This is a genomic window from Clostridia bacterium (assembly GCA_026414765.1).
Lineage (GTDB): Bacteria > Bacillota > Clostridia > Acetivibrionales > DSM-27016 > SKW86.
Genome location: JAOAIJ010000028.1, coordinates 73,916 through 93,629 on the forward strand (window position 1 = coordinate 73,916; position 19,714 = coordinate 93,629).

A 19,714-nucleotide genomic window follows, 5' to 3' on the forward strand; every position below is an offset into this window, starting at 1 on the left:
ATTCATGAAGGTAAGTGAAAATCTTGGTAAATCTTCTAATGTACTTGGAACGGCAGGTAAGGATGACAGAAGGGTTTCCGACATAAAGGAGGCTGCATTCCACGGGCAGCTGAAGCGTGTTGAAAGCCAAAACCAGGAGGAGAAGATACGCCAGCTTGCCTCCAAGATTGTGGAACAGGGTCAGAAGCTCGGAAAGAAAGTAGATATAAGAGAACTGAAAATATATAAAAACCTTATTTCGGAGTTTCTGGACGAGGCTATGAACAGCTCTCTTAAGTTTTCAAAGGAAAGCTTTCTGGATAGAAGAGGGAGGTATAAGGTTTATGCCTCGGTAAAGAAAATCAACACCGAGCTGGAGCAGTTGACCGAGGATGTTCTCAAAGAGGAAAAGGATCATATAAGGATTTTGCAGAGGCTTGATGATATAAGAGGTTTGATACTGGACTTGACAATGTGATTGTCAAGTCCGGTGTTTTTTTATATGATAAGTTAAGAAACATTATTTGTTCCGGCAAGGCAAAAAATAGCAGTCGTTATAAGGGTAATCACATATCTAAGGTAAATATGAGGTGTAAAGTGGATTTTAAAAATATAGTAGGGCAAAAAGAGGTTTTAAATGCTTTGACAAGCCTAATAAAAAATGACAGGGTTGGACATGCTTATGTATTCAGTGGATCCAGGGGAATTGGCAAAAGGACTGTAGCAGGGATTTTTGCCGGTATGCTTTTGTGCAGGGACCCGGGGCCGGATGGGAGCTGTGGAGACTGCATGGCCTGCAGGATGTATGAAAACAGATCAAACCCTGATTTTTATGCTATCGGAATGGATGATTCAAATATTGGTGTAGATGATATAAGAAAAATGCAGAGTGATGTAATCATCAGGCCGCTTTATTCAAACAAAAAGGTATACCTGATTTCGAATGCCGAGAACATGACGGTGCAGGCCCAGAATTGCCTGCTTAAAATACTTGAGGAGCCTCCGCACTATGCAGTTATCATCCTTACTACATCAAACTATAATGCACTGATGGAGACAATCCGGTCGAGAACCCTAAGATTCAGTTTCAGGAAGAACTCCTTTGAAGAGGTTAAAGATGTCTTAATAAGAAAGTATGGATATAATAAAGGAGTAGATTTTATTGCTTCTTATGCTGACGGGGTTATCGGGTCTGCCTTAGAATTGGCTGGATCTGATGAGTTCCGGGAACTCAGGGAAAAAACTGTAGAAATTGTATTGAAAATGGCCAGAGAAGGAAAACTGGTGCATATTTTCGAAATCTATGATTTTTTTGAAACAAATAAAGGAAGCATAGATACCATACTTGATATAATGGGTATGCTATACAGGGATTTTCTGGTGGTGAAGAAGACCGGAAAAGAAAACATATTGATTAATTCTGACAAAAAGGATATGATATTAAGTAATGTGTCCGGATTCACCGAGCAAAAGCTTGCCCGGAATGTACAGGAAATAGAGACTGCAAGGAAGCAAATAAAACAGAATGTAAACTATCAGCTTTCTGTCGAAGTAATGCTTATGAAATTGCTTTAGGAATGTTTATACCTTTAAAGCTGAGCCAACACCGGACAGGTTATGCAGATATATAAGGAATATAGATATTTAGCTTTCATATAGACAACCAAATACAAAATTCGGATAGCCAATATACTAAAGGGTTATCATACTAAAAACTCTTCACATGCAAGGGCACTTTATGCTTAGGGTTGATGTCTATATGAAGTCTTGGGAGGAATATGGTTAATGGTTAAGGTAGTAGGAGTAAGATTCAAGAAGGCGGGAAAAATATATTATTTTGATCCCGGTGACTTGGAAATTGAATTAAACTCAAACGCTATAGTTGAAACTGCCAGAGGTATTGAATTCGGACTTGTTGTTGTACCAAACAGGGAAGTTCCCGATGAAGAGATAGTGGCTCCTTTGAAAAAAGTTATCAGAGTAGCAACAAATGAAGACAGGCAGCATGCTGCTGAAAATGATAAAAAGGAGAAGGAAGCATTTAATGTTTGCCTTCAGAAAATAAAAGACCACAATCTTAACATGAAGCTCATAGATGTAGAGTATACATTTGATAATAACAAGGTTTTATTCTATTTTACAGCAGATGGAAGGGTTGACTTCAGGGAGCTTGTAAAGGATCTTGCTGCTGTTTTCAAGACCAGGATAGAACTCAGGCAGATAGGTGTCAGAGATGAATCTAAAATGATGGGTGGTATAGGGGTCTGTGGAAGAGTCCTTTGTTGCAAATCCTTCCTTGGAGAGTTTCAGCCTGTATCAATAAAGATGGCGAAAGAACAGGGGCTTTCTTTAAACCCAACCAAGATTTCCGGAACATGCGGTAGATTGATGTGCTGCCTGAAATATGAACAGGATGCATATGAAGAGGCTCTTGGGAGAGTGCCGAAGGTAGGGGCTATAGTCGATACGCCTGAGGGACAGGGGACAATAATGGCAGTAAGCTTACTGAAAGAAATAGTGAAAGTTAAGCTTGATAAGGGAAATGAGACTGACCTTAAATTGTATAAATCTGATGAGATAAAGGTAATTAAAGATGTTTCCCACGATGAAGACGCTGACATTGATATTGAAGTTTTGAAACAATTGGAAGATTAATTTTAAAAAATTGTTTTCTTTCGCAACTTTTGGTGGTAAAATAAAAACGTTGACTTGTACAGTATTTTGTATACACTGATTTATCATAATAAACAGATACTGTATCGATTAGCTTGGAAATATAAGCAATATATCTTTAATAGGTATTCAATTAAGGAGGTGTTCTTAAAATGGCATACTTTATAACTGATGCTTGTATCAGCTGTGGCGCTTGTGAACCTGAGTGCCCTGTATCATGTATTTCTGCGGGTGACAGCGTATATGTTATTGATGAAAATGCATGCATAGACTGCGGAGCTTGTGCAAATGTTTGTCCGGTTGATGCTCCACAACAGAAGTAATTTTATACATTGAGGGGTCAGGTAGGATTAATCCTACTTGACCCTTTTGTTTGCGTGATATAGCTTAAGATAGAATAAATATGGTTGGTGTTTACTTTGGATATAGAATTACAGAGGAATGAAAGAATTGATGATCTGCAATATAAAGGCTTAAAACTAATCCAAAAAGCTGATGGGTTTTGCTTTGGGGTTGACGCAGTATTACTGGCTAATTTTGTTGATGTCAAAAAAGGTGATAATGTGATAGACCTGGGCTCTGGAACCGGAATTATTTCCATACTGGTTGCGGGGAAGACGGAAGCAGCATCTGTTACGGGATTGGAGATTCAACAGGAGATGGCTGAAATGGCCGGCAGGAGCGTAGACATAAATCAGCTCCAGAATAGAGTTAAAATAGTTTGCGGTGATTTGCGGGACAGTCTGGAATACTTTGGGGCATCAAAATATAATGTTGTCGTTACTAACCCGCCATATATGAACCGGGGAGGCGGACTGGTAAACCCCGCGGATTCCAAAGCAATTTCGAGACATGAGATAATGTGCACACTTGAAGATGTGATCAGGGTAAGCAGCAAGCTGCTTGTTCCTGGTGGGCAGTTTGCCATGGTACACAGGCCGGACAGGCTGGTCGATATTATTTGCCTGATGAGGCAGTTTGGGATAGAGCCTAAATTTATCAGGTTTGTCCATCCGTCACCGTATAAAAAAGCCAACATACTTCTGATAAAGGGTACAAGGGGAGGCAAGCCACAGCTTAGGATGATGGAGCCCTTATATGTATATGACGAAAACGGAAAATACTCGGAAGAGATAAATGAGATATATAGCAGGAGTAAATAGGGAAAAGGCTATAAGTTATAGTATAGGCGGGCAGAAAGCAGGAGGAATATAATGGGAATGATAGACAATAATGATTCAAAAGGAGTGAAAGGCACTCTTTATCTGGTGGCAACTCCTATAGGGAATCTTGAAGATATTACATTAAGAGCTTTGAGGGTCTTGAAGGAAGTGGATATTATAGCGGCAGAAGATACCAGGCAGACAATAAAACTGCTTAATCACTTTGAAATAAAGAAGCCTTTGGTCAGCTACTATGAGCATAACAAAATAGAAAAAGGAAATTTTCTGATTGGGCAATTGCTGGAAGGGAAAAAAATTGCGCTGGTATCAGATGCCGGTACTCCTGGAATATCTGATCCCGGAGAGGATCTTGTGAAGCTGGCCATAGAAAATGGAATAATTGCTACTATGATTCCGGGGCCTGTTGCAGCTGTTACCGGACTTGTGATATCCGGACTGCCGGCCGGCAGGTTTGTTTTTGAAGGATTTATTCCCGTAAATAAAAGGGCAAGGAAAGAAAGGATCAGCAGTCTTAAGGGAGAGACAAGAACAATAATATTGTATGAAGCTCCTCATAAACTGATATATACTCTAAAGGATTTGTTTGATGAGCTGGGCGACCGGAGGATCGCACTTGCAAGAGAGTTGACAAAAAGATTTGAGGAAATAATCAGATGCAGTCTTTCTGAAGCAATTAACAAGTATACCGACGAACCTCCCAAAGGTGAATTTGTGTTAATTATTGAGGGTGTTGATGAAAGTATCCTTTTGGAAGGCAGGAGAGCAAAATGGGAAGATATGAGTTTGCAGGAGCACTTGGACATGTACATGTCACAGGGAATGGATAAAAAAGATGCGTTAAAGAAGGTAGCTGCTGACAGGGGACTAAGTAAGCGCGATGTTTACAATAGCCTTTTGTAAATAAGTTGTACTTACTGCTACCCAGGTATAAATAATTAATAGCATAAAAAAAGGATTTGATAAATCAAATCCTTTTTTTATGTAGAAACATTTATTTCTTTAATTCTTTCATGCAATTAGGGCAGATGTTTTTTCCTTTATATACTGTTACATCTTTTGCATCTCCGCAGAATATACAAGCTGGCTCATATTTCTTAAGGATAATTGTTGCTCCATCGACATAAATTTCTAAAGCATCCTTCTCAGCAATATCCAAAGTTCTTCTCAATTCTATAGGGAGAACTACTCTTCCCAATTCATCAACTTTTCTTACTATACCGGTAGATTTCATATGTTTTCCTCCTAAAAAATACAATATTCGACAAACTTTATTGAATTCATAGTACCATAAATTCCAATAATCGTCAATAATTATTTTTTAAAAATTCAAGAAATTGTTATTAATATTTATTATGTTTAGCTGTGTATAATGATTTGTAATAGTCCCAAATGGCCGAAAAGAGAGATGTGTGGGATGCAAGTATAAACTGTAGCAAGAATAGGGAGGTCCGATATCAAAGGAAAAGATTGAAAAATTTCCATATATTAACTGGAAAAAGCACTTATGTTTTTCGACAACATTCGACAATTTCCTCCAAAAATATAAACATGCGTTTAGGAATAAATGGATAAATTTAAATAAAAAAATAATGCAAGTTTTTAAGATATATAAAATTTTATGATAACGAATAGGTCATACTCATATAAATATAGAGAGTTAAAGACAACGTATGATGATCAGCGCCGGTCTAAAGGCGGGATTAGACAGCAGTTGTGCTGTAAAACGGAATGAAACGAAAATAGAAAATTTTGCTGTTGGGGGTATTTATGCTCAACTATATATGGGTCGGAATGATTTTAATTGGATTTACAGTAGGTATTTTTAACGGAAGAATTGATGCTGTTACACAGGCTGCAATGGGGTCTGCAAAAAATGCCGTGGAGCTTTGTGTCGGATTGCTGGGTATAATGTGCTTATGGACCGGGTTAATGAGTATAGCTGAGAAAAGCGGATTGATTCAGTACATATCAAAAATAGTACGTCCTGCTATGGCTTTTCTATTTCCGGGGATTCCTTGCAAGCATCCTGCACTAGGCTCTGTAGTAATGAATCTTGTAGCAAATTTTCTTGGTCTGGGAAATGCGGCTACCCCTCTAGGGCTAAAAGCAATGAGTGAACTTCAGAAAATTAATCCGAACAAAGATACAGCTTCCAATGCCATGTGTATGTTCCTGGTCCTAAATACCTCTGCTGTCCAACTAGTGCCTGCTACTGTGATTGCTATCCGCCACCAGTACAATTCTGCAAATGCCTCAGAAATCATAGGAACTGTGTGGATTGCATCAGCATGTGCAATGACTGTAGGAATTATTGCAGCAAAAATATTTTCATCGGCTAGCAGGAGAGACGGGATATGCAGATAGTAAAAATACTTTCTGATTATGCGATCGCTACCATATTTCTTGTAATACTTTCACTGGGTATGTATAGAGAAATCAAGGTATATGATGTATTTGTCGACGGAGCTAAGGAAGGAATAACAACTGTTATAAGAATTATTCCGCCGCTGGTAGGTTTGATGGTGGCAATTGGAGTATTTAGAGCCTCAGGAGCTTTGGACTTGTTAATACATGCGGTCAGCCCCATAACCAAAATGCTGGGGATTCCATCCCAAGCATTGCCCCTTGCTTTGCTGAGGCCTATATCAGGAAGCGCATCCCTTGCCTTGGTGTCCGATATTATAAAGACAAATGGGCCTGATTCCTTTATCGGAAGATTGGTTTCTACCATGATGGGATCGACTGAAACGATATTTTATACACTTGCAGTGTATTTTGGCTCAGTAGGGATCAAGAATATAAGATACACATTGGCAGCGGCATTAATGGCGGATGCGGCGAGTGTGCTTGCATCAGTATGGATATGCACGATGGTCTTCGGAAAATGAAAGATATAAATATGTTTGCGGCAATTGGGAAAATGCTTGTTATAAACTGGAATGGACATGGACATACTATTTGCGTAAATGTTATCAAGAAACTATGTGGTGGAGGGTACGACCAACCCTTTTGCTGCATAATCATTGGAGGAGAAAAGGTTTGTCTATGTTACAGCAAAACCATGCTTTAAGTTTGGAAGGTTCAAGGTTTGATACAGAGAGTATTGAATATATTGAAATAGTAGAAAGAGAACTTTTTAGTATATTGTCAGATAGTAAAGGACCTATAAGGGAAATGTGCCATCACATCATGAAGGCAGGAGGTAAAAGGATAAGGCCTCTTCTTGTGTTGAGAAGCGGACTGGCTTTTTCACAACAGAGTGATGAGCTTATTTACGCAGCAGCAGCGGCTGAATTGATTCATATGGCCTCACTCGTTCACGACGACATCATCGATGAGTCTCCTTTAAGGCGCAATAAGCCTTCTATAAATCAGGTGTGGGGAAATCACTATGCAGTATTGTGTGGTGATTATTTGTTTGCTAAAGCTTTTGGAATACTTTCCAGTAACCGGCTGATGCGGAGTATGGATTATATGGTAAGGGCTATAGAAAGCATGTGCCAGGGAGAAATCCTCCAGGCAGGTGACAGATTTAATAGTAATGTGAGTATGAAATCCTACTATGAGCGTATTTCCAAGAAAACAGCGATTTTTCTGGAATGTTGCTGCAGGTCAGGGGCTTCAGTTGCCGGAACTGACAGTTCCGGCAGCAAAATAATAGGAGAGTATGGCTTAAACATAGGCCTTGCTTTTCAGATAATAGATGATATCCTTGATTTCTGCGGAGATGAAAACATCATGGGGAAGCCTAAAGGAGAAGATTTGCGTCAGGGCATAATTACAATGCCCATGATATTCCTACAGCGTGATAACAAATATAGAATGTGGATCAGTCAATTAATGAGGAATAAAAAAATAACGGATAAGGAAATAAATGAAATTTGTTTTGAGCTAAATAGGACTGGCTGTATAAAAGAATGCTTTAAAGTTGCTGAAGCTCACATAAACAAGGCAAAATACTGTATCAGGTGTATCCCAGGAAACGAGCATACAGATTTCCTTAATAATCTTGCTGATGTGCTGGGGGAAAGAATCAATTAAAGCAAAAAAAGACTCCTTGGCAAAAAGCGATTATATACCAAGGAGGAAAACGTATGAACACTTTAAGAATATCATATGTTTTGAATATAAATCAATGTAAAAAGGTAATAAATAAATAAAAAGCTTTTGTACAAAAAATTACAAATAGTCACAAAATAACCTATAATTTTTTGAATGTTCTGAGAATTTTACATAGAGCATAATAAAATTTTGTATTTTCTTCACCCTTTTTTAGTAATCTTCTGCTGGTTAATTTGTTAAGACCCGTTGAGGCTTTCGGATCGGACAGATACATGGAAAGAAGCCCTTTTACTACTGTAATATGGAACTCCGGGTAAGGCAGGTATCTGCAGCCATCAAGTGAGCGGTCTATAAAAAAGCTGATACGTTCTTCACATTGTTTCAGATTTTCATAATAATACGTGAAATTTAGATCTCCTGTCTTAATGTCTTCATGAGAATCGATATAATAATCCAGCAGTATATGCAAACCGCAAATCCAGGGGAAATAAACTTCATTGATCATCTGAACAGCATCTGCTGTAAGAAGGGGGTCGGAAGCTACGGCATATAGTACGAAGACACCTAGCGTTGATCCTGCAGCAGCAGAAAATTCCCAGCATGATATATCGGTATATGTATCAATATACTGACTTGCCCATTCCTTTAGTCTGTCTTCTCTCTTGTCTTTTGAAATATGTTTGTAAGACTGCATTTCAGAGTATTGCCGGATATACCTGATAACAGAATCCCTTACGGTGCCATATGACGGCAACTCCGACAGCTGTGCTCTGCAGGATTTCACCAGTGAAGCAAGATAATTATTGTCGTGCTTGTATGGGTAGTATTTGTAATAATCACTCGGTTCACGGTCAGGATCTACAGCATCAAGCATGGAGAGATGGAGTTGAAGAAAAGCGGATTCATCGTAAACTCCGGCCCTGTCACATAGATTATCAAGATAATCGCTTATAGTTTGTAATGATACTATGAATTTTACTGCCTTTTTCAGGTCAGTGTTAGGATATAGAGAATATATGCAGCCCCCTTGTGCATGGAATTTCTTATGTAGTATACTTGCTTGTGCCTGACTGCTAAGAATCAGGTCATTATCGCTGCTGGCGCACATATTAATCCAATGATCAATTTCCCTGTCGACTTCCGGAAACACATCTTTTATATATTTTAGTACAAGTTTTATACCACTTTCATACCGGACTTCTATTTTCAAAACCTCCCTATGAGCATAATGATTATTTATTGGCTGGTGGATATGATATTTATTTTTACCATTTATTTATTGACTCAGACCTTATACTATAATTTTCTTGAAAAAGCAGCTGTAAATATGTATAGTATTACTAGAAGATAGAGGTGGGAAGCAGGAGTGTGGGAATAACACCCAATTGCCCGCATAAGTTTATTTTGTAAAGTATAAAATAACTTTAATATCTGACTTCCCACCCCCGGCTTGTAAAAATGAGTACAGGAAAACAGAAATGAGTATTGGCAGCTATAATGCCAATTTTTGATTGAATTCTTGAGGAGGCAGTCTAAATGGACAAAAAAACATTTTATATTACAACACCTATTTACTACCCAAGTGATAAATTACATATCGGACACTCGTATACAACCGTTGCCGCTGATGCAATTTCCAGGTATAAGAGACTGAAGGGTTATGACGTAATGTTTCTTACTGGTACTGACGAGCATGGTCAGAAAATACAGAGGAAGGCTGAAGCTAAGGGTGTGACACCGAAACAATATGTAGATGAAATCGTTGCAGGAATAACAGATTTATGGAAGTTAATGAAAATAACTAATGACCGTTTTATAAGAACTACAGATAAGCAGCATGAAGAAACGGTACAAAAAATATTCAAAAAGCTGTATGATCAGGGGGATATTTATAAAAGTGAGTATGAGGGCTGGTATTGTACTCCATGCGAATCCTTCTGGACTAAAACCCAGCTTGCAGAAGGTAAATGTCCCGACTGCGGCAGAGAAGTTGAATTGACGAAGGAAGAAAGCTACTTTTTCAGACTTTCAAAGTATCAGGATAAACTAATAAAGCATATAGAAGAAAACCCCGATTTTATTCAGCCCGTATCAAGACAGAACGAAATGCTGAACAATTTCTTAAGGCCTGGACTGGAGGATTTGGCCGTTTCCAGAACTACCTTCAACTGGGGCGTACCTGTAAGTTTTGATAATAAGCATGTTGTTTATGTATGGATTGATGCACTCTCAAATTATATAACAGCTCTGGGGTATATGTCTGAAAAAGATGAAGATTATAAGAGGTATTGGCCGGCTGATGTGCATCTTGTTGGGAAAGAGATTGTTCGTTTCCATACCATAATATGGCCTGCTATGCTAATGGCACTTGGAGAGCCTCTGCCGAAGCAGATCTTCGGACATGGCTGGCTGCTGCTGGAAGGTGGCAAGATGTCTAAATCAAAGGGCAACGTGGTTGATCCTGCAATACTTGTTGAAAAGTATGGGTTGGATGCAATAAGGTATTATCTGCTGAGGGAAGTACCCTTTGGTTCCGATGGAATATTCTCAAATGAAGCGTTGATAAACAGAATAAACTCTGATTTAGCAAATGATCTCGGAAACCTTGTAAGCAGGACTGTAGCCATGATAGACAAGTATTTTACAGGGGCTATACCGGAGGAAAGAGCAGCGGGAGATTTTGATGAAGAGTTGAAGAAAATTGTTATGGAAGCGCCTGATAAGGTTGAGGAACTGATGGATAAGCTTCAATTCAGTTCTGCTCTGGCAGAGATATGGAAAGCAGTGTCCAGAACAAATAAATATATTGATGAAACAATGCCTTGGGCTTTGGCAAAAGATGAATCAAACAGGTCCAGATTGGCTGAAGTAATGTATAATCTGGCGGAGAGTATAAGAATAGTTTCAATACTGATACAACCCTTTATGCCAGAAACCCCGGAAAAGATATGGCAGCAGTTGGGAATACAACCCGGTAAGCTGACAGAATGGGATGCTTCAAAAACTTGGGGGGTATACCCTTCGGGGGTTACCGTACAGAAGGGTGAGGTAATTTTCCCTAGAATTGATTTGAAAAAAGAGATGGAAGAGCTCGAAAAAATGGCAGGGGTCAAAGAAACAGAGAAGATAGACCAGCAGCCTTCCAAAGAAGCTAAGAATCAGGAAAAGCCTGGAAAGCGGAATGATGCAGAGAAGGAAAAAGAACTTATTTCAATCGAGGATTTTGCAAAAATTGATTTGCGGGTAGCAAAAGTACTGGATGCAGAAAAAATAGAGGGAGCGGATAAGCTACTGAAACTTAAACTGGAAATGGGGAGTGAAATCAGACAGGTAGTGTCGGGTATTGCCAGATATTATGAACCTAAGGAGCTGATCGGTAAAAGTATATTAATGGTTGCAAACCTTAAACCCGTCAAATTAAGGGGTATAGAATCTCAAGGGATGATCCTTGCGGCATCGGACGACAAGGACCTTGTGCTGGCGACGATAGATAAAAATATAGGAACTGGATCACAGGTAAGATAATTGATTGTTGATTAAGCAACAATGATATATAATAAAAAAAGCATCAGATTTGTTTATGTTACAAAGGAGATGGACATGCTTTTTGATTCACACGCTCATTATGATGATGAAAGATTCAGTCAGGATAGATATGAAATTATAAACAGAGTATTTGAAAGCGGAGTGTCATATATACTTAATGCCTCTTCAAATATTGCATCAGCAGTAGAGAGTATATCTTTAGCGCAAGAGTTTGAACATGTATATGCAGCCGTAGGTATTCACCCCCATAATGCAGGTGAGATAAATGATAATACTCTTGTGACTCTGGCTGATTTTTCTTCAAATCCCAAAGTAGTTGCTATAGGAGAGATAGGGCTTGATTACTACTATGATACAGCTCCGAGAGAGATACAAAAGCATTGGTTTGCAAAGCAGATCGATATGGCAAAAAATCTTAACCTTCCGGTAATAGTGCATGATAGAGATGCACATGAAGATACTGTGGATATTGTAGTGAGTGAAAATGCGAAAGCTGTAGGAGGGGTCTTTCACTGTTATTCTGGCAGTGTAGAAATGGCAAAGGTGCTGCTGGATAATAATTTCTATATTTCTGTCGGGGGAGCGGTTACTTTCAAGAATGCGAGAAAGGCTGTTGAAGTTGTTAGATACATCCCATTAGAGATGCTGCTTATAGAAACGGATTGTCCTTATATGACACCTGAACCTTACAGAGGTAGAAGGAATGATTCAGGTTATCTGAAACTTGTTGCAGAAAAAGTGGCTGAGATTAAGGGCATCAGTTATGAAGAGGTAGCAAATACAACGACTGAGAATGCAAAAAGGCTGTTTATAATTAAATAGGTTCATTGCTTCATATACTCTACAGGTGAAAAACCTGTTTATAGAATGCTTACTATTATCAATGGCTCTTTTAGGGGGTAGATTTGTGAAAAAACTTGTACTTATACTTGTATGTGCAATGCTTATGACCGTTTTTGTTGCTTTTAATTATCTTTTATGGGATAAGGAACAAAACACAAAAAGCATAAAAACCCTGGAAGTAAAAAATGATAACAAAGATGCTACAATAGATGCTTTAGGTAGAGATATAAAGAACCTTGAATACGCGAACAGGGATTTGAACAGCAAGGTTAAAGTTCTGGAAAATAATTACAATGAATTGCAGAAAAAGAATGATGAAATGCAGCAGGATTATTTGAAGAGCAGGCAGTTGATTGAGAGTAAAGATGCAATAATCAGTGTTTTCAAAGAGCAGGTTGATATGAAGCCTTTGGAAGCAGTGATAAAAAAGTGGGTAGAAAGTATTGACAGGGGACAGTACGAAACTGCGTACAAGCTTGAATACCGGCATTATAAGAATAGTGGCGAGGTTATAGGCTTGAATGAATACAGCGACAACTATAAGAAGGCAATAAAGTCAATAAAAATCAAATCAGTGAAGCTCGAGGACGAAGAAGCAGAAAGTGAAAGAGAAGGTATTACGTTTATTGCCGTACTGGATGTCAAAAAAAATGAAGATGCGAGTGGAACAATATTTACAGATGGCATAAATGAAAAAGTCTTTTCTGTAATCTATGACAAGGAAAAAGGTGGATGGATTATCGCGGATATTTTTTCTGCTGCAAAATAGAATCGGGCTTAAAGCTTAATAGAGTTACATAATAGTATTATCACACATTTATCTCCGGGTCATATACTGATAATGGGGTATGAATCTTATGCGGTTTCATGCATGAGATCCGTTATGACAGTAATTTTGTACCGGAGGTATTTTTATGAAAGAAGAGAAAAAGACAAAGGAAACTATGGAAATGGGGGCAGAGATGAACATGAACCATATGAATCCTATGGAGCAGATGGCACAAATGCCGCAGATGCCACAGATGCCACAGATCCCACAAATGCAGCCTATGACACAAATGCAGCCTATGACACAAATGCCGTCTATGAGTCAAATACCGCCTATGGCACCGATACCGCAAATGCAGCAAATGCCTTATATAGGCCAGGGACCTACGATGTGCTGTCCTTATCTTATGAATATGCAGTGTCCTATGTTGTATAATCAGGGTGTGGCAGGCATGAATCCAATGACTGCAAATCCATATGCAGCTAACCCATATATGATGAATCCTTATATGGGTAGCAACACGATGGGAATGCAATACTGACATACTTTCAGCAGCACGCTGTTTTGAAACCGGCAAGCAGGATGGTAAAAGGATTAGTAAGCGTGACATATACTTAATGTTTTTGTTACAGGCGGGTAGCTAGTAATTATAGCTATCTGCCTATAATTTTTATCAACAAAATTTTATGTATATTTTTTATATTTATGCGTATAATATACTGTTTTCCAGTTAATAATTGTATACAGGGGAGTATTATGGCAATTAATTTGACAAAGTTTCCAGTTTCGCATAAAATAGTCACAGTCCCTTATAATATTTTAAACAGGAGGTTTAATTCGTGATACCACTTGCGAAAAATATTAAAAGGTATTTTTCATTAAAGGAGTTTATAGTTGTAGCAGTAGCAATTGTATTCTCTATTACTGTTGGTGTTGGGGTTTTTCAAAATCTAAAAAAGGAAGTAGTTATTAATGACAACGGCAAAACCGTTATATTGAAAACAATGAAGAATACCGTAGGTGAAGTTTTAGAGCAGAATGGAACCAGACTGAGTTCTGACGACTTCATAAGTTTACCGCTTGGTGCTAAGCTACAGAAGATAAGAAAAAATGAAATATACATAAAAAGAGCTATACCAATATTCGTTACTGTAGATGGTCAGGAGCATAAGATAATGACTTACAGGGATACAGTAAAGGATGCCCTGGTAAACAGCCCTTTAAAGCTGACTGATATGGATAGGCTTGTAGGGGCAAGCTTTGGCGATTTAGTATCGAAAGATATGAAAGTCAAGGTAGTAAGAGTAAGAGAAGAACTGATAAGCGAGAAGACGGCAATTGCGTATAAAACCCTGAGCAGGGAAAACAATCACCTTGATAAGGGAAAACAGGTGGTCGTTAAAGACGGTAAGGAAGGAATACGCGAGAAGAAATTCAGAGTAGTGTTTGAGGATGGGAAAGAAGTTTTAAAAGAACTGTTAAAAGACAGTATAATAATGGCACCCATTAATCAGATAGTGGAATTTGGCACTATTATGAATTTCAAAACATCCAGAGGTGATGTCGTAAGGTATAAAAAAGAGATTAATATGAGGGCAACAGCCTATACTGCATCGTTTGCCGATACAGGCAAGCACCCGGGTGACCCGGGATTCGGCATAACCTATACCGGTGTAAGGGCGAAAAGGGGTATTATAGCTGTAGACCCGAAAGTAATACCTTTAGGTACTAAAGTTTATATTGAAGGAGTCGGAAATACACCAGACTATGGCTTTGCAGTAGCAGCGGACATAGGAAGCGCGATAAAAGGAAACAAAATAGACTTGTATTTCGATGATTCAGGTACCGTTGACCGGTGGGGTGTAAGAAAAGTCAAGGTCTACATACTTACTGAATGATAATAAAAAGAGCTGGTAAATAAAATTGTTAATTTTATTTATTATAAGTTCAACATACTTTTGTTATAAGCCTTGGATGGCTAATACGGAGTAAATTAAATAAGGGACTGAAATTGGCCGGAGTTAATGACCTCCGGCCTTTATTTTAGGATAGGTATACTAACCCTTGATTTGCCTTTTGTGGACATGGTAAATTATAATGATATAATAAGAGTTGTTTTATACTTAAATGGTTTGTTAAGGGGAAGCCTATATATAAAGGTTAATATTAAGGTGTACTTGAGGGAAGGGCTACTAAAGTGAGTAATACAAAGGAAATCATAAAAAAATATAATATCAGGTTGACTAAGTCATTGGGGCAGAATTTTCTGAATGACGACAGAATTGTTGAAAATATTGTGGACGCAGCCGGAGTCGGAAAAGACGATCTTGTTATAGAGATAGGTCCCGGTGCAGGCAGTATGACCAGGGAACTCTGCAAAAAGGCGGGCAAAGTGGTCGCGGTTGAGATAGACAAGTACCTGATTCCTGTTCTGAGTGAGACACTTAAGGAATTTGCAAATCTAAGGATTATAAATGAAGATGTGCTGAAAGTGGATTTTGGAAAGGATATCCTGGATGTATCGGAAGAAGATTTTAAACCGTTAACTGTGAGGGTGGTTGCTAACCTTCCGTATTATATTACTACACCGATAATTATGAAATTGTTGGAGGAAAATCCCGGAATAGACTGTATGGTATTCATGGTACAGAAAGAGGTAGCACAGAGGATGGCAGCTTCTCCCGGGGGTAAGGATTATGGCGCTTTATCGGTAGCTGTACAGTATTATTCAAAACCGGAGAAGGTATTTGACGTGCCGCCGCACTGCTTTATTCCACAGCCGGAGGTGGATTCTACAGTAATAAGGCTTAATATATTGAAAACCCCTTCCGTAGAAGTGCGGGATAAAGATATTTTTTTCAAGACAATAAAAGCTTCCTTTGGACAGAGGAGAAAAACACTTGTAAATGCATTGAGCAATTCCGGATATTTCATCCGGGATAAAGAAGAAATAAAGAAAATACTTGAGAATATAGGTATTGGCGAAAATCAACGCGGGGAAACCTTATCTATAGCACAGTTTGCGCAGCTTGCAAATGAACTGCTGCCAAAAAGGGAGAAATAAAATGATGGGGTGCGGTGGCGGAGATTTTCCTCCGTAACCGAATGCTGCTAGTATAATCTGCTATACGAAATAAAAACTGTCCTGCTTTTTGGCGGATGGTTTTTTTTTGCATGTAATCAACATATAAATATTAACAGGAATTATATGCACTCAATAGGTGTTTTATGGAAGCGAAGAACAAGTATTACAGAAGTTTCCTTATATTTGCTCAGGAGGATATCGGGTATGGGAATAACAGTACTCCTTCTGGCTATGTAAAGATTGAATCCCGGGATGGAAAAGGAAAGCTGAATGTTTCAATCCAGAACCTAAAGGAAAATGATGAAGGGTCATGCTATAAAATGTATATCTTAAAATGTGATGAAAAAACGTTTTTCCCTGTATGTATCGACGTACTTACCTTGCATAAAAACAGGAGTGAGGTTCAGTGGGATTTTAACCCCCGGAATGTAGCGGATTCGGGAATAGATATCGAAGAATTCAATATTGCAGCCGTGGTAGTTGAAAATAAAAACAGAACAGGTTGGAATATAATATGTCCTCTTGCTGCTTATAAAGATAAAAAAATACCATGGAGGAATAAGTTGAAGGAAGTCCTTTTAAACAAACAGGATAATACCATGGAAAAAGGTGCAATTATTGCAAAGAGGCAAGAAGTGGCCAACGAATATAGTACAGAGATAGAGTGTAAGGATATTGACATTAACCCTATTCCTGAAAGCAATTATGAGGAGGGTTTGGGAGAAGAGGTCAATACTGAGGAAAGTATTCTTTCTGTAAAACACGAAAGTGTATCAGAAATATATGAAGAGCGTCCGGCAGAAAGCGAAAATGAGATTACAGATGATAATCCTACCGGGGAGAGTATACCTGATGAAGAAGATAACCAAAATCTTGACAGCAAAACAGATGAGGGGAAGGCTGATGTACCGTATAGTCCCATATCCGGCAATAGTGATATGATGCAGGAGAGATCTGCCGGCAGTCCTGAACTATGTGCTTATAGAAACAATTCATATTGCAATCCACAAATAAACGGAAATATACCGGAGGCGTGTATTAACTGCAATATAAAGAACATAACTGAAGGGGTTATGCTGAAGGATAGGACAATAGGTAACAAAACAGATGTACCGGGTATGGAAAAGTTTAAAAAAAGCCTGGACATGAATTTTGAGGTAAATGATCCGTTTGGAAGTAATAGAAAGGACTACAAGTGGTGGAAAGTAAACAGCCCTGTTCAACTAAATAATATCTTTTTTCAGTGTAATATAAAAACCCCCCTGTTTTTCAATCCTTCTGTCATGATGTCACATTATAAGTACAGATATCTGATAGTTGGTATATATTCTGATAGAATGAGAAAAAGAGAGTATATAGTATGCGGCATTCCGGGGGCCCATGGAATAGACGACAAGCCTTTTGGAGATATGTGCAGGTGGGTACAGGTTGAGGGAAACCGCCCAAGATATGGAGCTTTTGGGTATTGGCTTGTGTATATAGACCCGGAAACAGGAAATTTTCTGGGGTTTAACTGAAACATTATTATAGCTGACCTCCTGTCTGACAATGATTGCGAGGTCAGCTGTTTATTGAGATTTTATTGATTGCAGACTGATATTGCTGATATAATAGAAATCTATATTAGGGTTCTTAGATGGACAAAATTACTTATCTACAGGTGAGGAGATAAACGAATGAAAAGATTGATTCCTATCCTGATTTCAATTGTATTGATAGCTGTTTCAGCGGCTCCTGAATCTTATGCAGTTGATAAGGCGGATAGCACAAAGTATGGAAATACCACAGGGAACATATCCAATAAAGGACTTGCTGCAGAAAGCGGCGGATGGGTATACTTCGTAAACATGCTTGATAAAGAGACTATTTATAAGTATAGGAAGGGAAGCAAGAATGCAGTAAAAGTAAATTCAGATCCAAGCTGCAGTATTAGTGTTTTGGGGGAATGGGTATATTATTGCAAGCTGCCGGAAAGGAATATTTACAGGATAAAAACCAACGGAACCGGCAGGCAGAAGCTCAATAGTGATAAAAGTTCAGATGTAAATGTAGTGAATGACTGGATTTTCTATGTCAATGATTCTGATACAGCGAATATATACAAAATGAAAACTGATGGAGGTAAAAGGCAGAAATACCTGGACGGACGTTTTAATAATTTATGTGTTAAGGATGGGTTTATGTATTATGTGGACTCGGAATGCTATGTAGGCAAGACATCCTTGAGCAACTCGAAAATACAGAGGATTCGCGAATCAAGAGATTTCATAATGAATTTAAACGTTGAAGACGGATGGATCTACTACAGCAGCGATGCATTGTACAAAATCAAGACTGACGGAACCCAAGCCAAGCAGCTTTCTAAAGATGATGCGAGATATATAAATGTAGTCGGAGACACCATATTTTATACGCGTAACGGACAAATACATAAAATCAGGACTGATGGAACAGAGAAGCAGAAGATAGACAATAAATACAGTAAAAATGTTATGTTTATCAATTTTGCCGATAACCAACTATATTTTTTAAACTATTCCAATAATATATATAAGGTTAAGAAGGATGGAACGAGACGTGAAAAACTGTTGGACGGCAATTCTGTAAGCAGGATGTATTCATACAATGGGAAGGTTTACATAGTACAACCGGGTGAAATATTAAATATGAACCCTGATGGTACGGGAGTAAACGAGACATGTACCCTGGAGCGGAACCTGTACGACCCTGTCTGGTATGAAAACGGGTATGTTTACTACAGTGATAATGTTAACTTAAGGCCGCTTATATATAATGAGGAAACGGGTACTCTTTCCGGAAGCTTTGATTCCAGTAGGCCCAATGATCCTAAAGGGCATAAGATTTTCAGCATTACTGTTGACGGCAGGAATAAAAAGGCCATATATGAAACCAGCAATGAATTCAGAATATTTTGTATAGATGGAGGATGGGTATACTTCATTGAGCAGGGTAAGGTATATAAACTGAAGACTGATGGTACAAAAAAGCAGGATATGTCGAAAACCGGCTTACAGGATATTGCCGGATTCAAATATTTGGATGAGGTAATCACATATGGAGGATGGATCTATATCAGCGGAACTAAGCAGCTTGGAGGCAGCGATGAGTTATATAAGGTGAAGGCGGACGGGAAATCGAAGGTACAGTCATTGGCAAAAGGCTTGTTCCGCTATTTGGATGTAGATGGGAGCTGGATATATTTTAATAGCTGCTCAGATGGTAAAATATACAAGGTTAAAACAGATGGCTCTTCAAAAACACAAGTGATCAAGAACAGGTGTGGCGATTTGTATGTGGAAGGAGAATGGATATATTATCGTATGAATTTTTACTATTCCTCTTATGACGGCAGCAGCAGAGGGATATTGTACAGAGCTAAAAAGGACGGCTCAGGTCAACAGGTGGTTTCTAATGACAGCATAGAAGAAATTCTGTTTGTAAATAAAGACTGGATTTTCTACAGTATAGAAGATAATATTTATAAAATGAATACTGATGGTTCTGGTGCTGAAGAGTCTGGAATACATCCTTAAGTATTATGATTTGCAGTTT

20 protein-coding genes are annotated in these 19,714 nt (G+C 38.5%); 18 read left to right on the forward strand and 2 right to left on the reverse strand.

Annotated elements, in window-relative coordinates; all coding sequences use genetic code 11:
* Window positions 1-4 precede the first annotated feature (4 nt).
* The 6 genes from N3I35_11815 to rsmI all read left to right on the forward strand — a co-directional run bounded on the left by N3I35_11815 (window position 5) and on the right by rsmI (window position 4,736).
* A complete protein-coding gene (locus tag N3I35_11815; GenBank protein ID MCX8130773.1) occupies window positions 5-457 on the forward strand; it encodes a YaaR family protein in 453 nt (150 codons plus the stop codon).
* 119 nt (window positions 458-576) lie between these two features.
* Window positions 577-1,554: a DNA polymerase III subunit delta' gene (locus tag N3I35_11820; GenBank protein MCX8130774.1), complete on the forward strand. Its 978-nt coding sequence runs from the start codon at window positions 577-579 to the stop codon at window positions 1,552-1,554.
* Window positions 1,555-1,764: 210 nt separating this feature from the next.
* The gene (locus tag N3I35_11825) at window positions 1,765-2,634 is read left to right on the forward strand and encodes a stage 0 sporulation family protein (protein MCX8130775.1); all 870 of its coding nucleotides are present in this window, start codon (window positions 1,765-1,767) and stop codon (window positions 2,632-2,634) included.
* A 170-nt stretch (window positions 2,635-2,804) separates the two neighbouring features.
* Complete coding sequence (locus N3I35_11830) at window positions 2,805-2,975, forward strand: 4Fe-4S binding protein (GenBank protein ID MCX8130776.1); 171 nt, start codon at window positions 2,805-2,807, stop codon at window positions 2,973-2,975.
* Between the two features lie 87 nt (window positions 2,976-3,062).
* Complete coding sequence (locus N3I35_11835; GenBank protein MCX8130777.1) at window positions 3,063-3,815, forward strand: tRNA1(Val) (adenine(37)-N6)-methyltransferase; 753 nt, start codon at window positions 3,063-3,065, stop codon at window positions 3,813-3,815.
* Between the two features lie 51 nt (window positions 3,816-3,866).
* On the forward strand, window positions 3,867-4,736 hold the full coding sequence (gene rsmI / locus N3I35_11840; protein MCX8130778.1) for a 16S rRNA (cytidine(1402)-2'-O)-methyltransferase: 870 nt from the start codon (window positions 3,867-3,869) through the stop codon (window positions 4,734-4,736).
* Window positions 4,737-4,827: 91 nt separating this feature from the next.
* Here the strand turns inward: rsmI and N3I35_11845 are convergent, their stop codons facing one another.
* Entirely contained in the window at window positions 4,828-5,067 is a 240-nt protein-coding gene (locus N3I35_11845; protein MCX8130779.1) for an AbrB/MazE/SpoVT family DNA-binding domain-containing protein, read from the reverse strand.
* 536 nt (window positions 5,068-5,603) lie between these two features.
* Between N3I35_11845 and N3I35_11850 the strand changes: the two genes are divergently transcribed.
* From N3I35_11850 to N3I35_11865, 4 genes are read left to right on the forward strand one after another with little or no spacing between them, the layout of a single operon-like run.
* Entirely contained in the window at window positions 5,604-6,200 is a 597-nt protein-coding gene (locus N3I35_11850) for a nucleoside recognition protein (GenBank protein MCX8130780.1), read from the forward strand.
* Window positions 6,191-6,724 carry a spore maturation protein gene (locus tag N3I35_11855; GenBank protein ID MCX8130781.1) on the forward strand — a complete coding sequence of 178 codons (534 nt, stop codon included), beginning with the start codon at window positions 6,191-6,193 and terminating at the stop codon, window positions 6,722-6,724. The genes N3I35_11850 and N3I35_11855 overlap by 10 nt, the downstream gene beginning before the upstream one ends.
* Window positions 6,721-6,906 carry a hypothetical protein gene (locus tag N3I35_11860; protein MCX8130782.1) on the forward strand — a complete coding sequence of 62 codons (186 nt, stop codon included), beginning with the start codon at window positions 6,721-6,723 and terminating at the stop codon, window positions 6,904-6,906. The genes N3I35_11855 and N3I35_11860 overlap by 4 nt, the downstream gene beginning before the upstream one ends.
* A complete protein-coding gene (locus tag N3I35_11865) occupies window positions 6,882-7,877 on the forward strand; it encodes a polyprenyl synthetase family protein (GenBank protein MCX8130783.1) in 996 nt (331 codons plus the stop codon). Before N3I35_11860 ends, N3I35_11865 begins: the two co-directional genes overlap by 25 nt.
* A gap of 160 nt (window positions 7,878-8,037) precedes the next feature.
* Here the strand turns inward: N3I35_11865 and N3I35_11870 are convergent, their stop codons facing one another.
* Window positions 8,038-9,108 (reverse strand): tetraprenyl-beta-curcumene synthase family protein, encoded by a 1,071-nt coding sequence (locus N3I35_11870; protein ID MCX8130784.1) that lies wholly within the window; start codon window positions 9,106-9,108, stop codon window positions 8,038-8,040.
* A 326-nt stretch (window positions 9,109-9,434) separates the two neighbouring features.
* Here N3I35_11870 and metG point away from each other — a divergent pair, with 326 nt between their 5' ends.
* From metG to N3I35_11910, 8 genes are all read left to right on the forward strand, one after another.
* The gene (gene metG, locus N3I35_11875) at window positions 9,435-11,423 is read left to right on the forward strand and encodes a methionine--tRNA ligase (GenBank protein MCX8130785.1); all 1,989 of its coding nucleotides are present in this window, start codon (window positions 9,435-9,437) and stop codon (window positions 11,421-11,423) included.
* A gap of 75 nt (window positions 11,424-11,498) precedes the next feature.
* Entirely contained in the window at window positions 11,499-12,266 is a 768-nt protein-coding gene (locus tag N3I35_11880) for a TatD family hydrolase (GenBank protein ID MCX8130786.1), read from the forward strand.
* An 85-nt stretch (window positions 12,267-12,351) separates the two neighbouring features.
* On the forward strand, window positions 12,352-13,056 hold the full coding sequence (locus tag N3I35_11885) for a hypothetical protein (GenBank protein ID MCX8130787.1): 705 nt from the start codon (window positions 12,352-12,354) through the stop codon (window positions 13,054-13,056).
* 145 nt (window positions 13,057-13,201) lie between these two features.
* Window positions 13,202-13,597: a hypothetical protein gene (locus N3I35_11890; protein MCX8130788.1), complete on the forward strand. Its 396-nt coding sequence runs from the start codon at window positions 13,202-13,204 to the stop codon at window positions 13,595-13,597.
* Window positions 13,598-13,895: 298 nt separating this feature from the next.
* Window positions 13,896-14,954: a 3D domain-containing protein gene (locus N3I35_11895; GenBank protein MCX8130789.1), complete on the forward strand. Its 1,059-nt coding sequence runs from the start codon at window positions 13,896-13,898 to the stop codon at window positions 14,952-14,954.
* 299 nt (window positions 14,955-15,253) lie between these two features.
* The gene (rsmA, locus tag N3I35_11900) at window positions 15,254-16,120 is read left to right on the forward strand and encodes a 16S rRNA (adenine(1518)-N(6)/adenine(1519)-N(6))-dimethyltransferase RsmA (protein ID MCX8130790.1); all 867 of its coding nucleotides are present in this window, start codon (window positions 15,254-15,256) and stop codon (window positions 16,118-16,120) included.
* 164 nt (window positions 16,121-16,284) lie between these two features.
* Window positions 16,285-17,658, forward strand: a complete 1,374-nt coding sequence (locus N3I35_11905) for a hypothetical protein (protein ID MCX8130791.1) — start codon at window positions 16,285-16,287, stop codon at window positions 17,656-17,658.
* 159 nt (window positions 17,659-17,817) lie between these two features.
* Window positions 17,818-19,695 carry a DUF5050 domain-containing protein gene (locus N3I35_11910; protein ID MCX8130792.1) on the forward strand — a complete coding sequence of 626 codons (1,878 nt, stop codon included), beginning with the start codon at window positions 17,818-17,820 and terminating at the stop codon, window positions 19,693-19,695.
* Window positions 19,696-19,714 lie beyond the last annotated feature (19 nt).

Excerpts from the sequence above, each read along its gene's own strand:
- N3I35_11825 (MCX8130775.1), top strand. The coding sequence starts at position 1,765 with ATGGTTAAGGTAGTAGGAGTAAGATTCAAGAAGGCGGGAAAAATATAT.
- N3I35_11890 (MCX8130788.1), top strand. The coding sequence starts at position 13,202 with ATGAAAGAAGAGAAAAAGACAAAGGAAACTATGGAAATGGGGGCAGAG.
- N3I35_11850 (MCX8130780.1), top strand. The coding sequence starts at position 5,604 with ATGCTCAACTATATATGGGTCGGAATGATTTTAATTGGATTTACAGTA.
- N3I35_11860 (MCX8130782.1), top strand. The coding sequence starts at position 6,721 with ATGAAAGATATAAATATGTTTGCGGCAATTGGGAAAATGCTTGTTATA.
- N3I35_11910 (MCX8130792.1), top strand. The coding sequence starts at position 17,818 with ATGAAAAGATTGATTCCTATCCTGATTTCAATTGTATTGATAGCTGTT.
- metG (MCX8130785.1), top strand. The coding sequence starts at position 9,435 with ATGGACAAAAAAACATTTTATATTACAACACCTATTTACTACCCAAGT.
- N3I35_11865 (MCX8130783.1), top strand. The coding sequence starts at position 6,882 with ATGTTACAGCAAAACCATGCTTTAAGTTTGGAAGGTTCAAGGTTTGAT.
- N3I35_11905 (MCX8130791.1), top strand. The coding sequence starts at position 16,285 with ATGGAAGCGAAGAACAAGTATTACAGAAGTTTCCTTATATTTGCTCAG.
- N3I35_11845 (MCX8130779.1), bottom strand. The coding sequence starts at position 5,067 with ATGAAATCTACCGGTATAGTAAGAAAAGTTGATGAATTGGGAAGAGTA.
- rsmI (MCX8130778.1), top strand. The coding sequence starts at position 3,867 with ATGGGAATGATAGACAATAATGATTCAAAAGGAGTGAAAGGCACTCTT.
- N3I35_11830 (MCX8130776.1), top strand. The coding sequence starts at position 2,805 with ATGGCATACTTTATAACTGATGCTTGTATCAGCTGTGGCGCTTGTGAA.
- N3I35_11855 (MCX8130781.1), top strand. The coding sequence starts at position 6,191 with ATGCAGATAGTAAAAATACTTTCTGATTATGCGATCGCTACCATATTT.
- N3I35_11815 (MCX8130773.1), top strand. The coding sequence starts at position 5 with ATGAAGGTAAGTGAAAATCTTGGTAAATCTTCTAATGTACTTGGAACG.
- N3I35_11880 (MCX8130786.1), top strand. The coding sequence starts at position 11,499 with ATGCTTTTTGATTCACACGCTCATTATGATGATGAAAGATTCAGTCAG.